The 15,080-nt window shown below is 73.7% G+C and carries 15 protein-coding genes; 5 read left to right on the forward strand and 10 right to left on the reverse strand.

Features of this window, described 5'->3' with window-relative positions:
* Positions 1–64: 64 nt before the first annotated feature.
* Positions 65–490 (forward strand): DUF3151 domain-containing protein, encoded by a 426-nt coding sequence (locus ACFYU9_RS21725; protein WP_389211112.1) that lies wholly within the window; start codon positions 65–67, stop codon positions 488–490.
* Between the two features lie 188 nt (positions 491–678).
* Here the strand turns inward: ACFYU9_RS21725 and ACFYU9_RS21730 are convergent, their stop codons facing one another.
* From ACFYU9_RS21730 to ACFYU9_RS21770, 9 genes are all read right to left on the reverse strand, one after another.
* Positions 679–2,172: an MFS transporter gene (locus ACFYU9_RS21730; protein ID WP_389211111.1), complete on the reverse strand. Its 1,494-nt coding sequence runs from the start codon at positions 2,170–2,172 to the stop codon at positions 679–681.
* Positions 2,173–2,280: 108 nt separating this feature from the next.
* On the reverse strand, positions 2,281–3,303 hold the full coding sequence (fbaA, locus tag ACFYU9_RS21735) for a class II fructose-bisphosphate aldolase (RefSeq protein WP_389211109.1): 1,023 nt from the start codon (positions 3,301–3,303) through the stop codon (positions 2,281–2,283).
* Between the two features lie 222 nt (positions 3,304–3,525).
* Complete coding sequence (gene pyrE, locus ACFYU9_RS21740; protein ID WP_389211107.1) at positions 3,526–4,074, reverse strand: orotate phosphoribosyltransferase; 549 nt, start codon at positions 4,072–4,074, stop codon at positions 3,526–3,528.
* A gap of 36 nt (positions 4,075–4,110) precedes the next feature.
* Positions 4,111–4,902 (reverse strand): aldose 1-epimerase, encoded by a 792-nt coding sequence (locus tag ACFYU9_RS21745; RefSeq protein ID WP_389211105.1) that lies wholly within the window; start codon positions 4,900–4,902, stop codon positions 4,111–4,113.
* 81 nt (positions 4,903–4,983) lie between these two features.
* Complete coding sequence (locus ACFYU9_RS21750) at positions 4,984–5,844, reverse strand: SRPBCC family protein (protein WP_389345745.1); 861 nt, start codon at positions 5,842–5,844, stop codon at positions 4,984–4,986.
* A 72-nt stretch (positions 5,845–5,916) separates the two neighbouring features.
* Positions 5,917–7,590, reverse strand: a complete 1,674-nt coding sequence (locus ACFYU9_RS21755) for a spermidine synthase (RefSeq protein WP_389211102.1) — start codon at positions 7,588–7,590, stop codon at positions 5,917–5,919.
* A gap of 112 nt (positions 7,591–7,702) precedes the next feature.
* Positions 7,703–8,221 carry a DUF2617 family protein gene (locus ACFYU9_RS21760; protein WP_389211100.1) on the reverse strand — a complete coding sequence of 173 codons (519 nt, stop codon included), beginning with the start codon at positions 8,219–8,221 and terminating at the stop codon, positions 7,703–7,705.
* Between the two features lie 294 nt (positions 8,222–8,515).
* Positions 8,516–8,761 (reverse strand): hypothetical protein, encoded by a 246-nt coding sequence (locus ACFYU9_RS21765; protein WP_389345746.1) that lies wholly within the window; start codon positions 8,759–8,761, stop codon positions 8,516–8,518.
* A 132-nt stretch (positions 8,762–8,893) separates the two neighbouring features.
* Positions 8,894–10,312, reverse strand: a complete 1,419-nt coding sequence (locus ACFYU9_RS21770) for an IS21 family transposase (RefSeq protein WP_389345747.1) — start codon at positions 10,310–10,312, stop codon at positions 8,894–8,896.
* A 383-nt stretch (positions 10,313–10,695) separates the two neighbouring features.
* Between ACFYU9_RS21770 and ACFYU9_RS21775 the strand changes: the two genes are divergently transcribed.
* The 4 genes from ACFYU9_RS21775 (at position 10,696) to ACFYU9_RS21790 (ending at position 14,422) form a co-directional block, all read left to right on the forward strand.
* Entirely contained in the window at positions 10,696–10,956 is a 261-nt protein-coding gene (locus ACFYU9_RS21775; protein WP_389211095.1) for a hypothetical protein, read from the forward strand.
* Positions 10,941–11,702, forward strand: a complete 762-nt coding sequence (locus ACFYU9_RS21780) for a hypothetical protein (protein ID WP_389211093.1) — start codon at positions 10,941–10,943, stop codon at positions 11,700–11,702. The genes ACFYU9_RS21775 and ACFYU9_RS21780 overlap by 16 nt, the downstream gene beginning before the upstream one ends.
* A 99-nt stretch (positions 11,703–11,801) precedes the next feature.
* Entirely contained in the window at positions 11,802–12,974 is a 1,173-nt protein-coding gene (locus ACFYU9_RS21785; protein WP_389345748.1) for a pyridoxal phosphate-dependent aminotransferase, read from the forward strand.
* 314 nt (positions 12,975–13,288) lie between these two features.
* The gene (locus ACFYU9_RS21790) at positions 13,289–14,422 is read left to right on the forward strand and encodes a glycosyltransferase family 39 protein (protein ID WP_389345906.1); all 1,134 of its coding nucleotides are present in this window, start codon (positions 13,289–13,291) and stop codon (positions 14,420–14,422) included.
* Positions 14,423–14,463: 41 nt separating this feature from the next.
* Here the strand turns inward: ACFYU9_RS21790 and ACFYU9_RS21795 are convergent, their stop codons facing one another.
* The gene (locus tag ACFYU9_RS21795) at positions 14,464–15,006 is read right to left on the reverse strand and encodes a YbjN domain-containing protein (protein ID WP_389211090.1); all 543 of its coding nucleotides are present in this window, start codon (positions 15,004–15,006) and stop codon (positions 14,464–14,466) included.
* Positions 15,007–15,080 lie beyond the last annotated feature (74 nt).

A 15,080-nucleotide genomic window follows, 5' to 3' on the forward strand; every position in this document is an offset into this window, starting at 1 on the left:
CGCCCGGAGCGGCGGCGGGGCCGGATCTGACGGCGATCCGACAGGCCGGTGGCAGACTGCCCTCATGACGACGCACACCCACCAGAACCTGCTCGGCGGCCCCGGCCCGACGCTCCTCCCGGAGAACGAGGACGCCTACCGTCTTCTCGCCGAGGAGTCCCTCGCCCCCGTCGAGGTCGCCCGCAAGCACCCCACCTTCTCCCTCGCCTGGGCCATGCTCGCCGACGACGCCTACGAGTCCGGCCGCGTCGTCGAGTCCTACGCCTACGCCCGCACCGGCTACCACCGCGGCCTCGACGCGCTGCGCCGCGCCGGCTGGAAGGGCCACGGCCCCGTCCCGTGGTCCCACCGCCCCAACCGCGGCTTCCTCCGCTGCCTGGCCGCCCTGGCCCGCGCCGCGGGCGACATCGAGGAGAAGGACGAGCAGGAGCGCTGCTGGCAGTTCCTGCGCGACAGCAGCGAAGAGGCGTACACGGAGCTGCACCGCTAGGACCTGGCACCGGCCCGCGGCCGGCAGCGGCTAGCGGCAGGCCGCGGCGAGCGGCCGGCACGGGGACGCCCGCACCCCTGTTCGTTCAGCGGTGCGGGCGGGTACCCGGCCCGGCCCGAGGCCGGGCCACCGCCCACGACGGCACGGCCGCCGGCGGCGAGCGCCCGCGCGCGCGGCCCGCGTAGGGCTCAGGCGCGCTCGCCCCGCTTCGCCCCCGGGTCCAGCGGTGGCGCGCCCACCCCGCAGTGGACCTTGCACTCGGGGTGGCAGCCGGCGGGGCGCACCTCGGCCGGGGTGCGCAGGGTGAGCCAGGCCAGGACCGCGCCCGCGACCAGGACGCCCGCGAGGATCGGCATCGCCCGGTCGAAGGCGGCGTCGAACTCCGTCGCCGAGCGGTACGCCTCCGGGCCCATGTCCACGAGCAGCGGCAGTGCGGCGACCGCGACGAGGCCCGCCGCGCGCGCGGCCGCGTTGTTGATGCCGCTGGCGAGCCCGGCCCGGGAGACGTCGACGGAGGCGAGCACGGTGGCCGTGAGCGGCGCGACCAGCGTGGTCATGCCGAGGCCGAGGACGACCATCGCGGGCAGCACGTCCGCGACGTACGAGGGGGCCTCGCCGACCCGCAGCATCAGCAGCATCCCGGCGGCGCACAGCAGCGGCCCGACCGTCAGCGGCAGCCGCGGCCCGGTCTTCTCGCCGAGCTCGCCGGACTTCGCCGAGAGCAGCAGCATCAGCACGGTCGTGGGCAGCATGGCCGTTCCGGCGGCGAGCGCCGAGTAGCCGGAGACCACCTGGAGCTGGAGCGCGGCCAGGAAGAAGAAGCCGCTGAACGCCGCGTACACGCACAGGGTGACCAGGTTGACCGAGGTGAACATCCGCGAGCGGAAGATCGACGGCGGCACCATGGCCCGCTCGCCGCGGTGCCGCTCCACCCACACGAAGCCCGCGCCGGTCGCGAGGCCCGCCGCACCGGCCCACCACACCCGCGCGATCAGCGCGTAGGTGACGAGGGCCAGCGCCAGCGCGCCGAGCGCCGCGCCGAGCACGTCGAAGCGGCCGTGCGCGGCGGTGTCGCGGGACTCGGGGACGTGCCGCAGGGCCACCGGCACGCAGACGAGCGCGAGCGGCACGTTCAGCAGGAACACCCACCGCCAGCCGGGCCCGTCGACCAGCCAGCCGCCCACGAACGGCCCGATCGCCGCGCCGACGCCCCCGAAACCGGACCACAGCCCGACCGCCTTCGCCCGGTCGTCGGCGTGGAAGCTGGCCTGGATCAGCGCGAGCGAACCGGGCGTGAGCAGGGCGCCGCCGACACCCTGGAGGGCTCGGGAGGCGACGAGGATGCCCGCGCTCGGGGCGAGCCCGCACAGCAGCGAGGCCGCCGCGAACCACACCACGCCGATGACGAAGATCCGCCGCCGCCCGTACCGGTCGCCGAGCGAGCCGCCGAGCAGGATCAGCCCGGCGAGCGTGACCATGTAGGCGTTGACGGTCCACTGCAGGGCACCGATGTCGGCGCCGAGATCCTCGCCGATGTGCGGCAGGGCGACGTTGACGACGGTGGAGTCGAGCAGTGCCATCGCCGAGCCGAGCACGGTGGTGAAGACGACCCACCGCCCGGTCCCGGAGGCGAGCCGGATCCCGGCGCCCGGCGCCGCGGCGGCTCCTTCCGCGTTGACCATGCCTGCATCGTCCCGCGATCCGCCCGGCCGCGCAGCCGGGACGGCAAACGCCGTCGGGCCCGGCACCACTCTCGTGGTGCCGGGCCCGACGAACAGCGCCTGTGGCGCTTACTTCAGCTTCGTACCGGTCGAGCGCAGCGCCGCGCACGCCTCGGTGACGCGCTTGGCCATGCCCGCCTCGGCGAGCTTGCCCCAGGTGCGCGGGTCGTAGGTGGACTTCTTGCCGACCTCGCCGTCGACCTTCAGGACACCGTCGTAGTTCTTGAACATGTGGTCCGCCACCGGACGCGTGAAGGCGTACTGGGTGTCGGTGTCGAGGTTCATCTTCACCACGCCGTTGTCGAGCGCGGTGGCGATCTCCTCGGCGGTCGAGCCGGAGCCGCCGTGGAAGACGAAGTCGAACGGGGAGACCTTGCCGAACTTCTCGGCGACACCCGCCTGGAGGTCCTTGAGCAGCTCGGGGCGGAGCACGACGTTGCCCGGCTTGTAGACGCCGTGGACGTTGCCGAAGGACGCGGCCAGCAGGTAGCGGCCCTTCTCGCCCAGGCCCAGGGCCTCGGCGGTGCGGATGGCGTCGTCGACGGAGGTGTACAGCTCGTCGTTGATCTCGTGGGTGACGCCGTCCTCCTCGCCACCGGTCGGGGTGATCTCGACCTCAAGGATGATCTTGGCGGCGGCGGCCTTGGCGAGCAGCTCCTGGCCGATGGCCAGGTTGTCGGCCAGGGTCTCGGCGGAGCCGTCCCACATGTGCGACTGGAACAGCGGGTTCTCGCCACGGGCCACGCGCTCGGCGGAGATGTCGAGCAGCGGGCGGACGTAGCCGTCCAGCTTGTCCTTCGGGCAGTGGTCCGTGTGCAGCGCGACCGTGATGTCGTACTTCGCCGCGACGATGTGCGCGAACTCGGCCAGGGCGACGGCGCCCGTGACCATGTCCTTGTTGTACTGGCCGCCCAGGAACTCGGCGCCACCGGTCGAGATCTGGATGATGCCGTCGCTCTCGGCCTCCGCGAAGCCGCGCAGGGCGGCGTGGAGGGTCTGGGACGAGGTGACGTTGATGGCCGGGTAGGCGAACTTGCCTGCCTTCGCCCGGTCGAGCATCTCGTTGTAGACCTCGGGGGTTGCGATGGGCATTCGTCCGCTCCTTGTGATGTGCGGGTAGGTGCGTTGCTTGTCCCTGACCTGGGGGGCGACGTCATCGTCGCCCCCCATCCTTCCAGACTCCGGTCCGGGGTCCCACGGGCACGGCATGGATAAGGCGGGGTGTTTCACGTGAAACACCCCGCCTTCTCGCAAAACCGCAGGTCAGAGCCGATGCGCGACCGGCCCGGAAGCTACGTCACGACTTCGCGGCGGTTACGCCAGGCCCAGCTCGTCCAGCGCGTACGCGTACAGGTACGGCACGCCCGCGGTCTCGGCGATCTTCTCGCCCGCGCCCGTCGCCCGGTCCACGATCGTGGCGACGGCCACGACCTCGGCGCCGGCCGCGCGGGCCGCCTCGACGGCGGTCAGCGGCGAGCCGCCGGTGGTCGAGGTGTCCTCGACGATCAGGACGCGGCGGCCCTTGATGTCCGGGCCCTCCACCTGGCGCTGCATGCCGTGCGCCTTGGCGGCCTTGCGGACCACGAAGGCGTCCAGGCGGGCGCCGCGCGCGGCGGAGGCGTGCAGCATCGCGGTGGCGACCGGGTCGGCGCCCAGGGTCAGACCGCCGACCGCGTCGAACTCCAGCTCCTTGGTCAGTTCGAGCATGACCTGGCCGACGAGCGGGGAGGCCGCGCCGTCGAGCGTGATCCGGCGAAGGTCCACGTAGTAGTCGGCCTCAAGACCCGAGGAGAGGGTCACCTTGCCGTGCACCACGGCCTTGTCCTTGATCTGCTGGAGCAGCTCAGCGCGTACGTCAGTCATGCTCACGAGCTTAGGGCCTGCCCTCGGGCCCGCCGCTCACAGGCGGCGCCAGGTCCAGGTCGTCGAGACCTCCAGCGGGTCGATGGGCGTGACCAGGCGCGGGAGGGTGTTGAGGCCGTTCGGGGGGCCGGTCTGCGGCTCGACGCAGACGGCGTCCTCGGGCTCGTCGTAGACGACGACGTACTCGGCCCGGCTGGTGATCCGCAGCTCCAGCTGCCCGGGCCAGGTGAGGGTGACGTCGACGCCGTCCGGCATGCCGAAGCAGTCGTCCCAGGGGCGCGGGGTCGGGTCGATGCGGCGGCCGGTCGGGATGTGGTTCGCGCCGCGCTCCTCCTGCCAGGCCGGGTGGAAGCCGAGCTCGACGTCCGCGCCGCCGAGCGAGCGCCGGAACCAGGGGTGCCAGCCGGCCTGCGCCGGGAAGGAGTCGGACGCGGTCTCGACGCCGAGGGTGAGCGTGAGCGAGCCCTCGCCCAGCTCGACGATCTGGGTGACCTTCCCCGCGTACGGCCAGGGCGAGCCGAGTTCGGAGGTGAACGCGGCCGCGGTGTCGGTGACGTGGGCGGTCTTCCACGGGAGGTCGCGGACGGTGCCGTGGATGGCGTGCGGGGCGGCGTGCTCGCTGACGGGGAGTTCATGGGTGGTCGCGCCGTTGCGGAAGCGGGCGTTCTCGGTCCGGCCCGCCCAGGGCGCCATCACGAAGCAACCGAAGTGCGCGCCCTGGAGCAGCAGTTCGGTGCCCCCGACGCGCAGCCCGGTGATGCGGCAGCCGTGCTCGGGGTCGATGGTCAGCTCGGCGTCACCGGCCGTCAGTCGCGTCAGATTGCTCACGGTCCGACCCTAGGCGATCTCCTGCCGGGCGGAAGCGTTTCAGCGGCTCGGCGGGCACATCGGCTCGGCGGGCGCATCGGCTCAGCGGCGGCGGCGCAGGGCGCGGGTGACGACGACGGCGGAGGCGAGGGCGAGCGCGGCGGCGGGGGCGATCCAGCGCAGGCTGGCGCCGGCGCCGGAGGACTCGGCGGCGGGCACCGGGGCGTAGCGGCCGCGCGGCGGGGCGTGGTCGACCTCCTCGGCGCTGCGGCCGATCATGGTGCGCCGGGCGTGCGCGGCCTCGGCGGGCTGACCGGTGGCGGGCGCCTCGAAGTCCTCGTCGGCGAGCGGATCGAGGGACGGCGGCGGCACGGGCGTGTCGAACACCGAGGTGCGCTCCTCCGGCTCCTCCGGCTCCTCCGGCTCCGCCCTCTCCTCGCCCTCGTCGTGCTCGTCGTGCTCGGGGTGCTCGTCGTGCTCGGGGTGCTCGTCGTGCTCGGCCGCTTCCGCCGCGGCCATCTCGGCCTCCACGTCCGCGACCGCGACCAGCGCCTCCGCGAAGCGGTCGAGCAGCCGCGCGCCCACCGTGCCGCGGGCCGCCGCGTCGGCGTCGGCGAGCCGTCCGGCCGCCCGCACCGCGCCGCTGAAGCGGATGGTGGTGCCCTCGGCCACCGGGGTGAGGGTCAGCGCCAGCGCGATCGACGCCGTGCCCTTGCCGCGGACCTCGGTGCCCTCGCCCGCGACGGCGAAGCCCGTGCCGCCGTCGCGCTCCGAGATCGTGAGGGTGCCGCGGTAGGTGATGGTGTTGCCGCCGACCCGGACCTTCAGCCGGCCCGCGAGCGGCCCGGCCGCCGCGTCCGCGTCCTGCTGGAAGCCGGGCACGCAGCGTGCGACCCGCGCGGGGTCCGTCAGCGTGGCGCGCAGGACCTCGGCCGGGACCGGGACGAACACCTCATGCTCCATGGGAGCCGAGCCTACTCAGCCGGGGCCCGCTCGTCGCCTGTTTGCGGGCCCCCGGGCGGCTCGGCGGCGCCGTCAGTAGCGCGGATGCACCAGCGTCGACGGCGGCAGGCCGGCGGGGCCGCCGGTGCGGGTGCGCTCGACGCGGCTCTCCGCCTCGGTGAGGGCCGCGGCGGTGACCGAGCGGAGCCGCGGAGCGCCGGGCGCGAGGCCGAGGACGGGCGGCCGGCCGCCCCGGGCCGCGAGCAGGAAACCCCACTCCGCTCCCCCGCCCGAGGCCGCGGCGTACGGGCGGGTGGTGAAGCCGGCGGCGCGCAGGGTCGCGTCGACGGTCCAGTACGTACGGGGGCGGCCGGTCGCCGGGCCGGCGTGGACGACGAGGCGGCCGCCGTCGGCGAGGACGTCGGCGGCGAGCCCGTAGAACTCCTCGGAGTAGAGCGTGGCGCCGGCGGTGCCGCCGGGTCCGGGGTCGGGCAGGTCGGAGATCACCACGTCGTACCGTTCCTGCACGGAGCGGTGCCCGCGCAGCCAGCCGAAGGAGTCGCCGTAGTCGACCGTCACCCGCGGGTCGCGGAACGCCTGCCCGTTGAGCCTGGCCAGGTCGGGGTCGGTGCGGGCGAGCCGGGCGACGCCGGGGTCGAGCTCGACGACGGTGACGGAGCGCACGTCGCCGTAGCGCAGCACCTCGCGGGCGGCGAGCCCGTCGCCGCCGCCGAGGATCAGCACGCGCGCGTGCCGGCCGTTCATCGCGGGGTGCACCAGGGCCTCGTGGTAGCGGTACTCGTCGCGGCCGCCGACCCGCAGCCGGCCGTCGAGGAAGAGGTCGGGCGGCCCGCCGCGCGCGCCGGTGACCACCACCTCCTGGACGTCGGTGCGCAGGGCGACGCGGACGCTGTCGCCGTACACCGCCCGCCGCGCGGCCTGTTCGAAGTCGCCGGCGAGGACGGTCGCGGTGGCGAGGACGGCGAGCACGGCGAGGTTCGCGCCGATGAGCAGCGCCCGCGAACGGGCCGTCAGGTCGTGCCGGAACAGCCACAGGACGAGCGTGCCGCCCGCGACCGCGTTGACCGCGCCGGTGACCAGCGCGCCGGTCAGCTGGCCCAGCCAGGGCAGCAGCAGGAACGGGAAGGCGAGCCCGCCGACCAGCGCGCCCACGTAGTCGGCGGCGAACAGGTCGGCGACGGTCCCGGCGGCGTCGTACGGATCCCGCTGCGCCCGGGCCCGCCCGCGCCGGGTGCCGCCCGGGACGACCCGCGCTCCCGCGACGGGTCTCGACGGCGAACGCGCCGACTGGGCCCGCTGGATGAGCGTCATCAGGAGCGGGATCTCGGCGCCGATCAGCACGCCGATGGCCAGCGCGAACGTCACGAGCACCCACTGTGCCTGGCCGAGCCAGGCGAAGGCCGCGTACAGCACCATCGCCGAGCAGCCGCCGATCAGCGCGAGCCCGCCCTCGACCAGGCCGAAGCCGACGGCGGCGCGACAGCGCAGCCGCTTGGCGAGCAACGAGCCGACGCCCATCGCGAAGACCATGACGGACAGCACGACGGACGCCTGGGTGACCGAGTCGCCGATCAAGTACGAGGCCAGGGCGACCAGTTCGAGTTCGTAGACCAGGCCGCAGGCGGCGCAGACGAAGACCGTCGCCAGGACCGGATACCGCACCGCGCCCGGCCGGACGGGCCGCCGCACCGCGGCGACGCCGGCCCGCTCGGTCGGCGGGGGCATGGTCACGGGCGGGTCGATCATGCCCGTAACGCTACGTCACACCTGTTCCGCGGAGCGTCACCCGCGCGAGTGCATCCGAGGCATATGTGCGGCGTCAGGGTGGCGACGGTGCGGCGCCCGGCCGCCGGCACCGTCAGAGCACGGCCGGCATCCGGGCGCCGATCCGCGTTCTGGTCACCACCAACTGCCCTTCCTGCGGGTAGGCGTGCCAGGTGCGCCAGCGCACCTGGCCCTCGTGGCGCTGCGCCAGCATCGCGGTGAAGGCGTGCGGCGAGCCGGGGAAGGTCCCCGCGAGGCCGTGCGGATGGTCGGCGACGAGTGCGAGCAACTCCTGCGCGCGGCCCGCGAACGAGCCCTGGGTGAGGGTCTCGACGCGGGCGGCGAACTCGTACTCCCACTCGCCGACCCGCTTGGACACGCCCAGCGGCAGCGGGGTGCTGCTGCCGGGCATGCAGGCGACGGTCTCCGAGCAACTGCGGTCCTCCTCTTGGAGAAGCACCTGATGGGACGCGCCGAGCAGCCGCAACTGCAGCTTGGCACCGGCGAGTTCGAGGTCGAGCACGGCGAGCGCGGGCAGCGGGTCGCGCCCCAGCGCCCAGGCCAGGTCGGCCGCGCGGGTATCGGTGTAGGAGGTTTTCAGGGTCGTGAGCATGGATCGGCTCCGCAAACACGGTTGGCGGGTGGGCCGGAGGCGTCCCGGTGAAGGGTTTCGACCGGGAGTGGGGATCGCCGGCTCGGGTCCACACACGGTCCGAGGGCTGGATGTTCTCGACAACGAGGGAATCATGAACCGTGGCCGAGTCGCAGCGTTTTTGCCCAACTTGGCGTGGTTTCCATCCCCTCGGGGGCCCCACGGTTCAACTGTTCAATCGGAATCGATCGCGTGATTCCCACAATCGCTCAACAGAGTGGTGACAGACGCGTGTTGTCCCCCGCCGGACGCCCGTCAGCTGCCACCGCCGCAGCCGCCCCCGCCGCAGCCCGAGCCGCAGCCGGACGAACCGCAGGAAGAGGAGCCGCAGGAGGACGACGAGCCGCAGCCGCCGCCCGAGGAGGAGGAAGAGGAGGAGGAGCCGCCGCTCGCCCAGCCGCCCCGGCGCTTGCGCCGCTTGCGGGACCGGCTGCCGCTGGTCGCCGCCGCGAATCCGACGACCACGAGAATGACGAGTCCGATGACGATGAGTGCGCCCATGGTGAATCCCCCGTGCGTTCGAGCGTGCACATCAGCCGAGTGGCTGTGCGAGGGGGATTCCCGCCCCGGCCGGGCTCGAAGCGCGCCGGGCCCGCACTTGAGCAAGTCCAGAGCTTCGCCCGCGCGTACGGCTCACGAACGTTCCGGAACCTCGAACTCCGGGCCGGCGCCGGCCGCCTCCCTCGCGCCCACTCTCCCGTCCCCCCTCACATCCCCCACCTCGTCCAGCGCCTCCTCCCCCACCTCATCCACCGCCTCGTCGGCCGCCTCGTCCCCCACCTCATCCACCGCCTCGTCGGCCGCCTCATCCACGGCCGCTTCCACAGCCCCGTCCGCCGCCAGGCGTGCGCGCAGCGCCCGTGCCTCCGCCAGCGCCTGACGGGAGGGCGGCCGGACGCCCCGGCCGCCCCGGCAGGCGGGACCCTGGGAGTGCGCCGGGCGCACAGGGCGCTCCAGGGCGCACGCGCCCGCACCGTCGGCCAGCGTCCGGGCCGTCCCGGGCGGCGCGAGCCGGTGCCGGGCGATGACGGCGCCCTTGGGGGTGGCGATCGAGAGGTACGGGTTGTCCAGGCGCCGGTGCACCTCCACCCGCGAGCCGGCGAGGTCGGGCTGGACCGCGTAGTAGCTGTCGCGGTACGGCACGAGCCCCTGCGGTCCGACGATCCGGCGGGCCCGCAGCCAGGCGGGGAAGGGAGTGGGCGGCAGCGCCGGCAGGGCGGCCGGCCGAGGGCCGTCCGGGGCTTCCTGCCCGGCCGCGAGCCGGTCGAGCTCGTCCTGCGCGCCGGCCAGCCGGCTGTCGTGCCCGATCGCGTTCCACCAGTCCCGCAGCGCCGCGCCCCTGGCCTCGTCCGGCGGATCGGCCGGGTCGGCGGGACCGAGCCGGACCGCCGCGCCGTAGTACCGGGCCACCTGCGCGAAGGCGGGATTCGGCCAGCCGGTCGCGATGGTGCACACGACCGGCGTGCGGTCGAGCCGCCAGCGCCGGGGGGTGCCGCCGAGCCGGCGCAGCGTCCGGTCGATCGCCTCGGTCAGGTGCGGGAGGTCGTCGCCGTCGCTCAGGACGCCGCGCCAGCGGCCCGAAGCGGTCTCGGTGCCGACCAGCAGCCGCGCGTGCGTGCCGCAGCCCCAGCGCAGCGGCGGGGCGGGCAGCCGGAGCCAGTCGAAGCGGATCTCCTGGCCGGCGTCCTCCGGCACGTCCGCCGGTCCGTCCGGGTGGGCGTCGGGCCGGCATTCCGCGCACGGCGGGCGCAGCAGATGGCGGCGCAGCGCCCGGGTGAAGGTGGAGTAGCCGCCGGGGTAGCCGAGTTCGACGACCTCCGCGAACAGCCGGCTGGCCAGGAGGTGCGGGTCGTCGGCCAGCCGCTGCCGGCAGTAGGGCAGGAAGAGCAGGGACACGTCCAGCGCCGGGCTGCGCACGCCGGCGACCCGGTCGCCGCCGAGATAGGAGCGCACCGTCTTGCGGTCGCGCCCCAGGTGCCGGGCGATCGCCGAGATCGACCAGCCTTTGCGGCGCAGTTCCCGCATCTCCAGGTATTCGCCCCTGGTGAGCATTCCAGCCCCCTCGCCGAAGTCGTCTCACAATTTCGCCCAGAGACCATACCCGAGAAGCATGAATTTGCGAAGCTGGCCAAATATATTCCCTGACGGGGCGTCGGATTTTCGCGCAGCGCACCCTCGCGAAGTGCGCCACCCAACGCGCCACCCGGGGAAAATCGCCAAGCAGGCGCGGCGTGTTGTGACAATACGACCACCGCTCCGGGGGGTGGGGAATTTGCCGGAGCACTATATAAAGTCTTTGCCGGGCGCCCTCTTGTGGACCGGTCGAGGACCCGCTGAGGAATTCTCCCGAGCACTCCCGGAATGGAATATGAAAGGACGCCCGTATTGCGGACATTCGGTTCGTGGGGTTTTTCGTTGACCGGGGCATGAGTGCAATGAGCCGACCGAATGTCCTGCCCCGGACGGACCGGGGCCCCGTCTGGCCCGCCGGAGGCTGGCTGTTCGTGCCCGACCGCCGGGACGCCACCGGAGAGATGCGCAGCGGCTATCTGTCGCGCGACGGAGAGCGGGTCGTGCTGCGGCACACCTCCCGGCTGCTGGCCGACTTCCTGCTGCGGATCCGCCAGCTGGAAGAGGGCTTCGCGGCGGGCCTCGCCCGCGCCGGGCGTGAGGGTCGGGCGTGTACGAGTCGATGAACGACCCCTTCACCTGGTCCGAGTACGGGAACGGGATCGTCGGCGTCCCCGCCACCGAAGGCTGGGACGGCTGGCCCGACGACGACCGGACCGGGCCTCTCCACTTCCACCACCCGCCCCTGGACGACGCCGCGGCCCTCCACGGCGTGCCGCTCCATTCGATGCCGCTCCACACCGTGCCGCTCGACGAGATGATGTCCCTCGACACGATGTCCCTGGACGCCGTGCCGCACCCGCCGGCGCCGGAGCCCGCGCGCCCCGCCCGGCGCCGCCACCTGCCTCCGGTGACGTCCTGGCCGCTGCTCTTCCGCTCGCTGTTCGGATTGCTGACCATCGTCACGGTCACCGGGGTCTGCGTCCTGGACTGGCTGCTCTGCTACAACCCGCTGCGCGACCTGGCCCAGTCCCGGGTGCCGCACGGGCTCGACCTCCTGTGGCCGGCGATCGTCTACGCGCCGTGGCTCGTGGGCAGCCTCTCGGTGCTGCGCAGCGCGCTGGAGGCGCGCCGGCTCGCCCACGCCTGGGCCATGGTGGTGGTCTTCTCCGGCATCGCGACGGGGCTGTGCGTCTTCGAGGCGTGCCGGACCCCGGTCGACCTGGTCGACGTCGTCGTCGCAGGTCTGCCGCCGATCACCGCGGCCGCCTGCCTGCACCAGCTGGTGCGGCAGCTCACCGCCGCCTCCCGCGCCCGCCGCCCCTCGCCGCGCCACACCGCCCGCCGGGTGCCCCGGCAGCGCCGGCGCTGAGCCCCCGGCCGGGCCCGGCCGAAATGCCGGTGCCCGCTTGTCCGTTCCTCGCCCGTCGTCAGAGGATGGCCCCCTGACGACGAGCCTTGAGGAGCATCGATGGGTACCAGTCCGCTGCTGAACCGCCGGCTCGCCGAATTCGGGACGACGATCTTCGCCGAGATGTCCGCGCTCGCCACCCGGACCGGCGCGATCAATCTGGGCCAGGGCTTCCCTGACACCGACGGGCCGGAGGAGATCCGCGAGGCCGCCGTCCGCGCCCTGCGCGAGGGCCGCGGCAACCAGTACCCGCCCGGCCCCGGCGTGCCCGAGCTGCGCTCCGCGATCGCCGAGCACCAGCAGCGGCGCTACGGCCTCGCGTACGACCCCGACACCGAGGTCCTGGTCACGGCGGGCGCCACCGAGGCGATCGCGGCCGCGCTGCTGGCGCTCGTCGAGCCGGGCGACGAGGTCATCGCCCTGGAGCCGTACTACGACTCGTACGCCGCCTGCATCGCCATGGCCGGCGGCACCCGCGTCCCCGTCACCCTGCGCCCGCACGACGGGGCCTTCGTCCTCGACCTCGACGAGCTGCGCGCGGCGGTCACCGACCGCACCCGGCTGATCCTGCTCAACACCCCGCACAACCCCACCGGCACCGTCCTCAGCCGCGCCGAGCTGACCGCCGTCGCCGAACTCGCCCAGGAGCGCGACCTGCTGGTCGTCGCCGACGAGGTGTACGAGCACCTGGTCTTCGACGGCGCCGCGCACCTGCCGATCGCCTCACTGCCCGGCATGCGCGAGCGCACCGTCACCATCGGCTCGGCCGGCAAGACGTACTCGTTCACCGGCTGGAAGGTCGGCTGGATCACCGCGACGCCCGAGCTGACCAGCGCGGTGCGCTCCGCGAAGCAGTTCCTCACCTACGTGTCCTCCGGCCCGTTCCAGTACGCGGTCGCCGAGGCGCTGCGGCTGCCCGACACGTACACCGACGGCCTGCGCGCCGAGCTCCAGGCCAAGCGCGACCTGCTGAGCGCGGGCCTGGCCGCGGCCGGCTTCGGCGTCCACCGGCCCGCCGGCACCTACTTCGTCACCACCGACATCCGCCCGCTCGGCGAGCACGACGGCTTCGCCTTCTGCCGGGCGCTGCCGGAACGGGCCGGGGTCGTCGCCATCCCGAACGCGGTCTTCTACGACCACCGCGAGGAGGGCGCGCCGTTCGTGCGGTTCGCGTTCTGCAAGAAGACCGAGGTGCTGGAGGAGGCGGTGGAGCGGCTGCGGAAGCTCGGCTAGGGCCGGGTGGGGCGCGTGCGGCGCGCCCCCGCGCGCCGCGGCGGGATTGTCGGGTAAACCGACTGTCGGCTAGTGCCTGTCTTCAGGATCGGATCCAGGCCCTGGATCCTGGCTTCTGAAGCTTGGATCTTGGATCTTGGATGCAGGTTTCTGGATCCGGGCTCCTGGATCCGGGCTCCTGGATCCAAGATCCAAGATCCTTGAGCAGGCCGGATTCCCGCGCGCACCGGAGGTACCCCCTGTCCGCCGAGACGATCGACCGCCCGACGGCCGACGCCGCCCCCGCCCCCGCCGTCGCGCCCGACCGGCGGCCCCTGCCGCGGCTGCGGGCCGCGCTGCTCCGGGCGGCGCCCGCACTCGGCCTGTTCGCCGCCGCGCGGCTGACCGGGACGCTGGTGTTCGCGCTGTGGGCGTGGCACATCGGGCGTTCGCCGCGGGCGCTGCTCGCGACCTCGTGGGACTCGGACTGGTATCTGCGCATCGCGGCCAACGGCTACGGCCGCACCCTCCACTGGCCCGACGGCGCGCCCATGTCCGACCTGGCGTTCTTCCCGCTCTATCCGGGGCTGATCCGGGCCGTCACCGGCGTGCTGCCGATCGCGTACGGGACGGCCGGGCTGCTGCTGTCGTGGCTGGCGGCCGGCGCGGCCGCCTGGGGCGTCTACCTGGTCGCGGAGCGGCTCGCGGGGCGTCGCGTCGCTTCGCTGACCGTGCTGCTCTGGGCGCTGCTGCCGACGTCGTTCGTGCTGACGATGGCGTACACCGAGCCGGTCATGACGGCCTTCGCGGCCTGGGCGCTGTACGCGGTGCTGACCCGCCGCTGGCTGTGGGCGGGCACCCTCGCCGCGCTGGCCGGGCTCTCCCGGCCCAACGGGGTCGCCATCGCCGCCGCCGTCCTCGCCGCCGCGGCGCTCGAACTGTGGCGGCGGCGCGGGCGGGCCGGCCGGCGCGTCTGGGCTGGTGCCGCGCTCGCACCGCTCGGCTGGGCCTCGTACCTGCTGTGGGTCGGCGCCCGGCGCGGCGACCTCTTCGGCGGCTACTTCGCCGTCCAGGACGGCTGGACGAGCCGCTTCGACTTCGGGGCGGGCGCGGCCCACTTCGTCCGGGACATGCTGAAGGGGCCGACGCAGTTCGGCTACGTCATGGCGCTCGTCGTCACCGGGATCGGCGTGCTGCTCTTCGCGCTGCTGCTGCTCGACCCGGACGAACGGCCGCCGCTGCCGGTCCTCGTCTACACCGGGGTGCTCGTGCTCATCACGGTCGGCGGCTCCGGCTTCTTCGAGTCGAAGCCGCGCTTCCTGCTGCCCGCGTTCCCGCTGCTGCTGCCGCTCGCCCGCGCACTGACGAGAGCCCGGCCGCGCGCCGCGATCACGGTGATCACGGGCATGGCCGGGCTCTCGTTCGCCTACGCGCCGTACGCGCTGACGCTCGCGCGGATGGCGCTGTGAGCGGTGCGGCGCTGTGAGCCGGTGCGGCTCGGGCTCCGGGACTACTCGGCGGAGGCGTCGCCCTCGCCGGGCTCCTTGTCCTCCGGGGACTCCAGGCCGAACTGCTCGACGATCCACTTGTCGAACTCGATCGACGCGCGCACCCAGCTGACCGTCGACGACACGAAGTGCTCGAGCGCGACGCCCGTGCCGATCAGCATCTGGGCCTCACCGATGAGACGGAGGGTGGCGGAGCCGTCCTCCTCCTCGTGCAGGTGGGTGTAGACCTTGGGCCACAGGGTGCGGCGGTTCCAGTCGTCGATCGCGTCGAGGATGCGGGCGCGGTCGTCGGCGGCGTGCGGGCGGTCGTAGAACGTCCGCACCGAGAAGACCTGCTGCTCCCCCTCGCCGCGGAACATGAAGTACGTGCGGAATTCCTCCCACGGCGCCGCGAGGTCACCCTCGTCGTCGACGACGTACTTCAGCTCCATCTGCTCGAGGAGCTGCTTGACCAGGTCCTGGTCGGGAACGACGGGGCCCGCCGGTCCTGCCTGCGGCTGGGGCTGGGCCCCGAAATTAGGAATCGAGGACGGGTCGATGCTCACCGGGTTCTTCCCTTCGTACGGATGCCGCCATCCTCTCCCATGGCGGGCGGGGGGTGGCAAGTCCCCACGGCCGC

The sequence above is a fragment of the Streptomyces sp. NPDC004327 genome, from assembly GCF_042873935.1.
Taxonomy (GTDB): domain Bacteria; phylum Actinomycetota; class Actinomycetes; order Streptomycetales; family Streptomycetaceae; genus Streptomyces.

Excerpts from the sequence above, each read along its gene's own strand:
- ACFYU9_RS21725 (WP_389211112.1), top strand. The coding sequence starts at position 65 with ATGACGACGCACACCCACCAGAACCTGCTCGGCGGCCCCGGCCCGACG.
- ACFYU9_RS21730 (WP_389211111.1), bottom strand. The coding sequence starts at position 2,172 with ATGGTCAACGCGGAAGGAGCCGCCGCGGCGCCGGGCGCCGGGATCCGG.
- fbaA (WP_389211109.1), bottom strand. The coding sequence starts at position 3,303 with ATGCCCATCGCAACCCCCGAGGTCTACAACGAGATGCTCGACCGGGCG.
- pyrE (WP_389211107.1), bottom strand. The coding sequence starts at position 4,074 with ATGACTGACGTACGCGCTGAGCTGCTCCAGCAGATCAAGGACAAGGCC.
- ACFYU9_RS21750 (WP_389345745.1), bottom strand. The coding sequence starts at position 5,844 with ATGGAGCATGAGGTGTTCGTCCCGGTCCCGGCCGAGGTCCTGCGCGCC.
- ACFYU9_RS21755 (WP_389211102.1), bottom strand. The coding sequence starts at position 7,590 with ATGATCGACCCGCCCGTGACCATGCCCCCGCCGACCGAGCGGGCCGGC.
- ACFYU9_RS21760 (WP_389211100.1), bottom strand. The coding sequence starts at position 8,221 with ATGCTCACGACCCTGAAAACCTCCTACACCGATACCCGCGCGGCCGAC.
- ACFYU9_RS21765 (WP_389345746.1), bottom strand. The coding sequence starts at position 8,761 with ATGGGCGCACTCATCGTCATCGGACTCGTCATTCTCGTGGTCGTCGGA.
- ACFYU9_RS21770 (WP_389345747.1), bottom strand. The coding sequence starts at position 10,312 with ATGCTCACCAGGGGCGAATACCTGGAGATGCGGGAACTGCGCCGCAAA.
- ACFYU9_RS21775 (WP_389211095.1), top strand. The coding sequence starts at position 10,696 with ATGAGCCGACCGAATGTCCTGCCCCGGACGGACCGGGGCCCCGTCTGG.
- ACFYU9_RS21785 (WP_389345748.1), top strand. The coding sequence starts at position 11,802 with ATGGGTACCAGTCCGCTGCTGAACCGCCGGCTCGCCGAATTCGGGACG.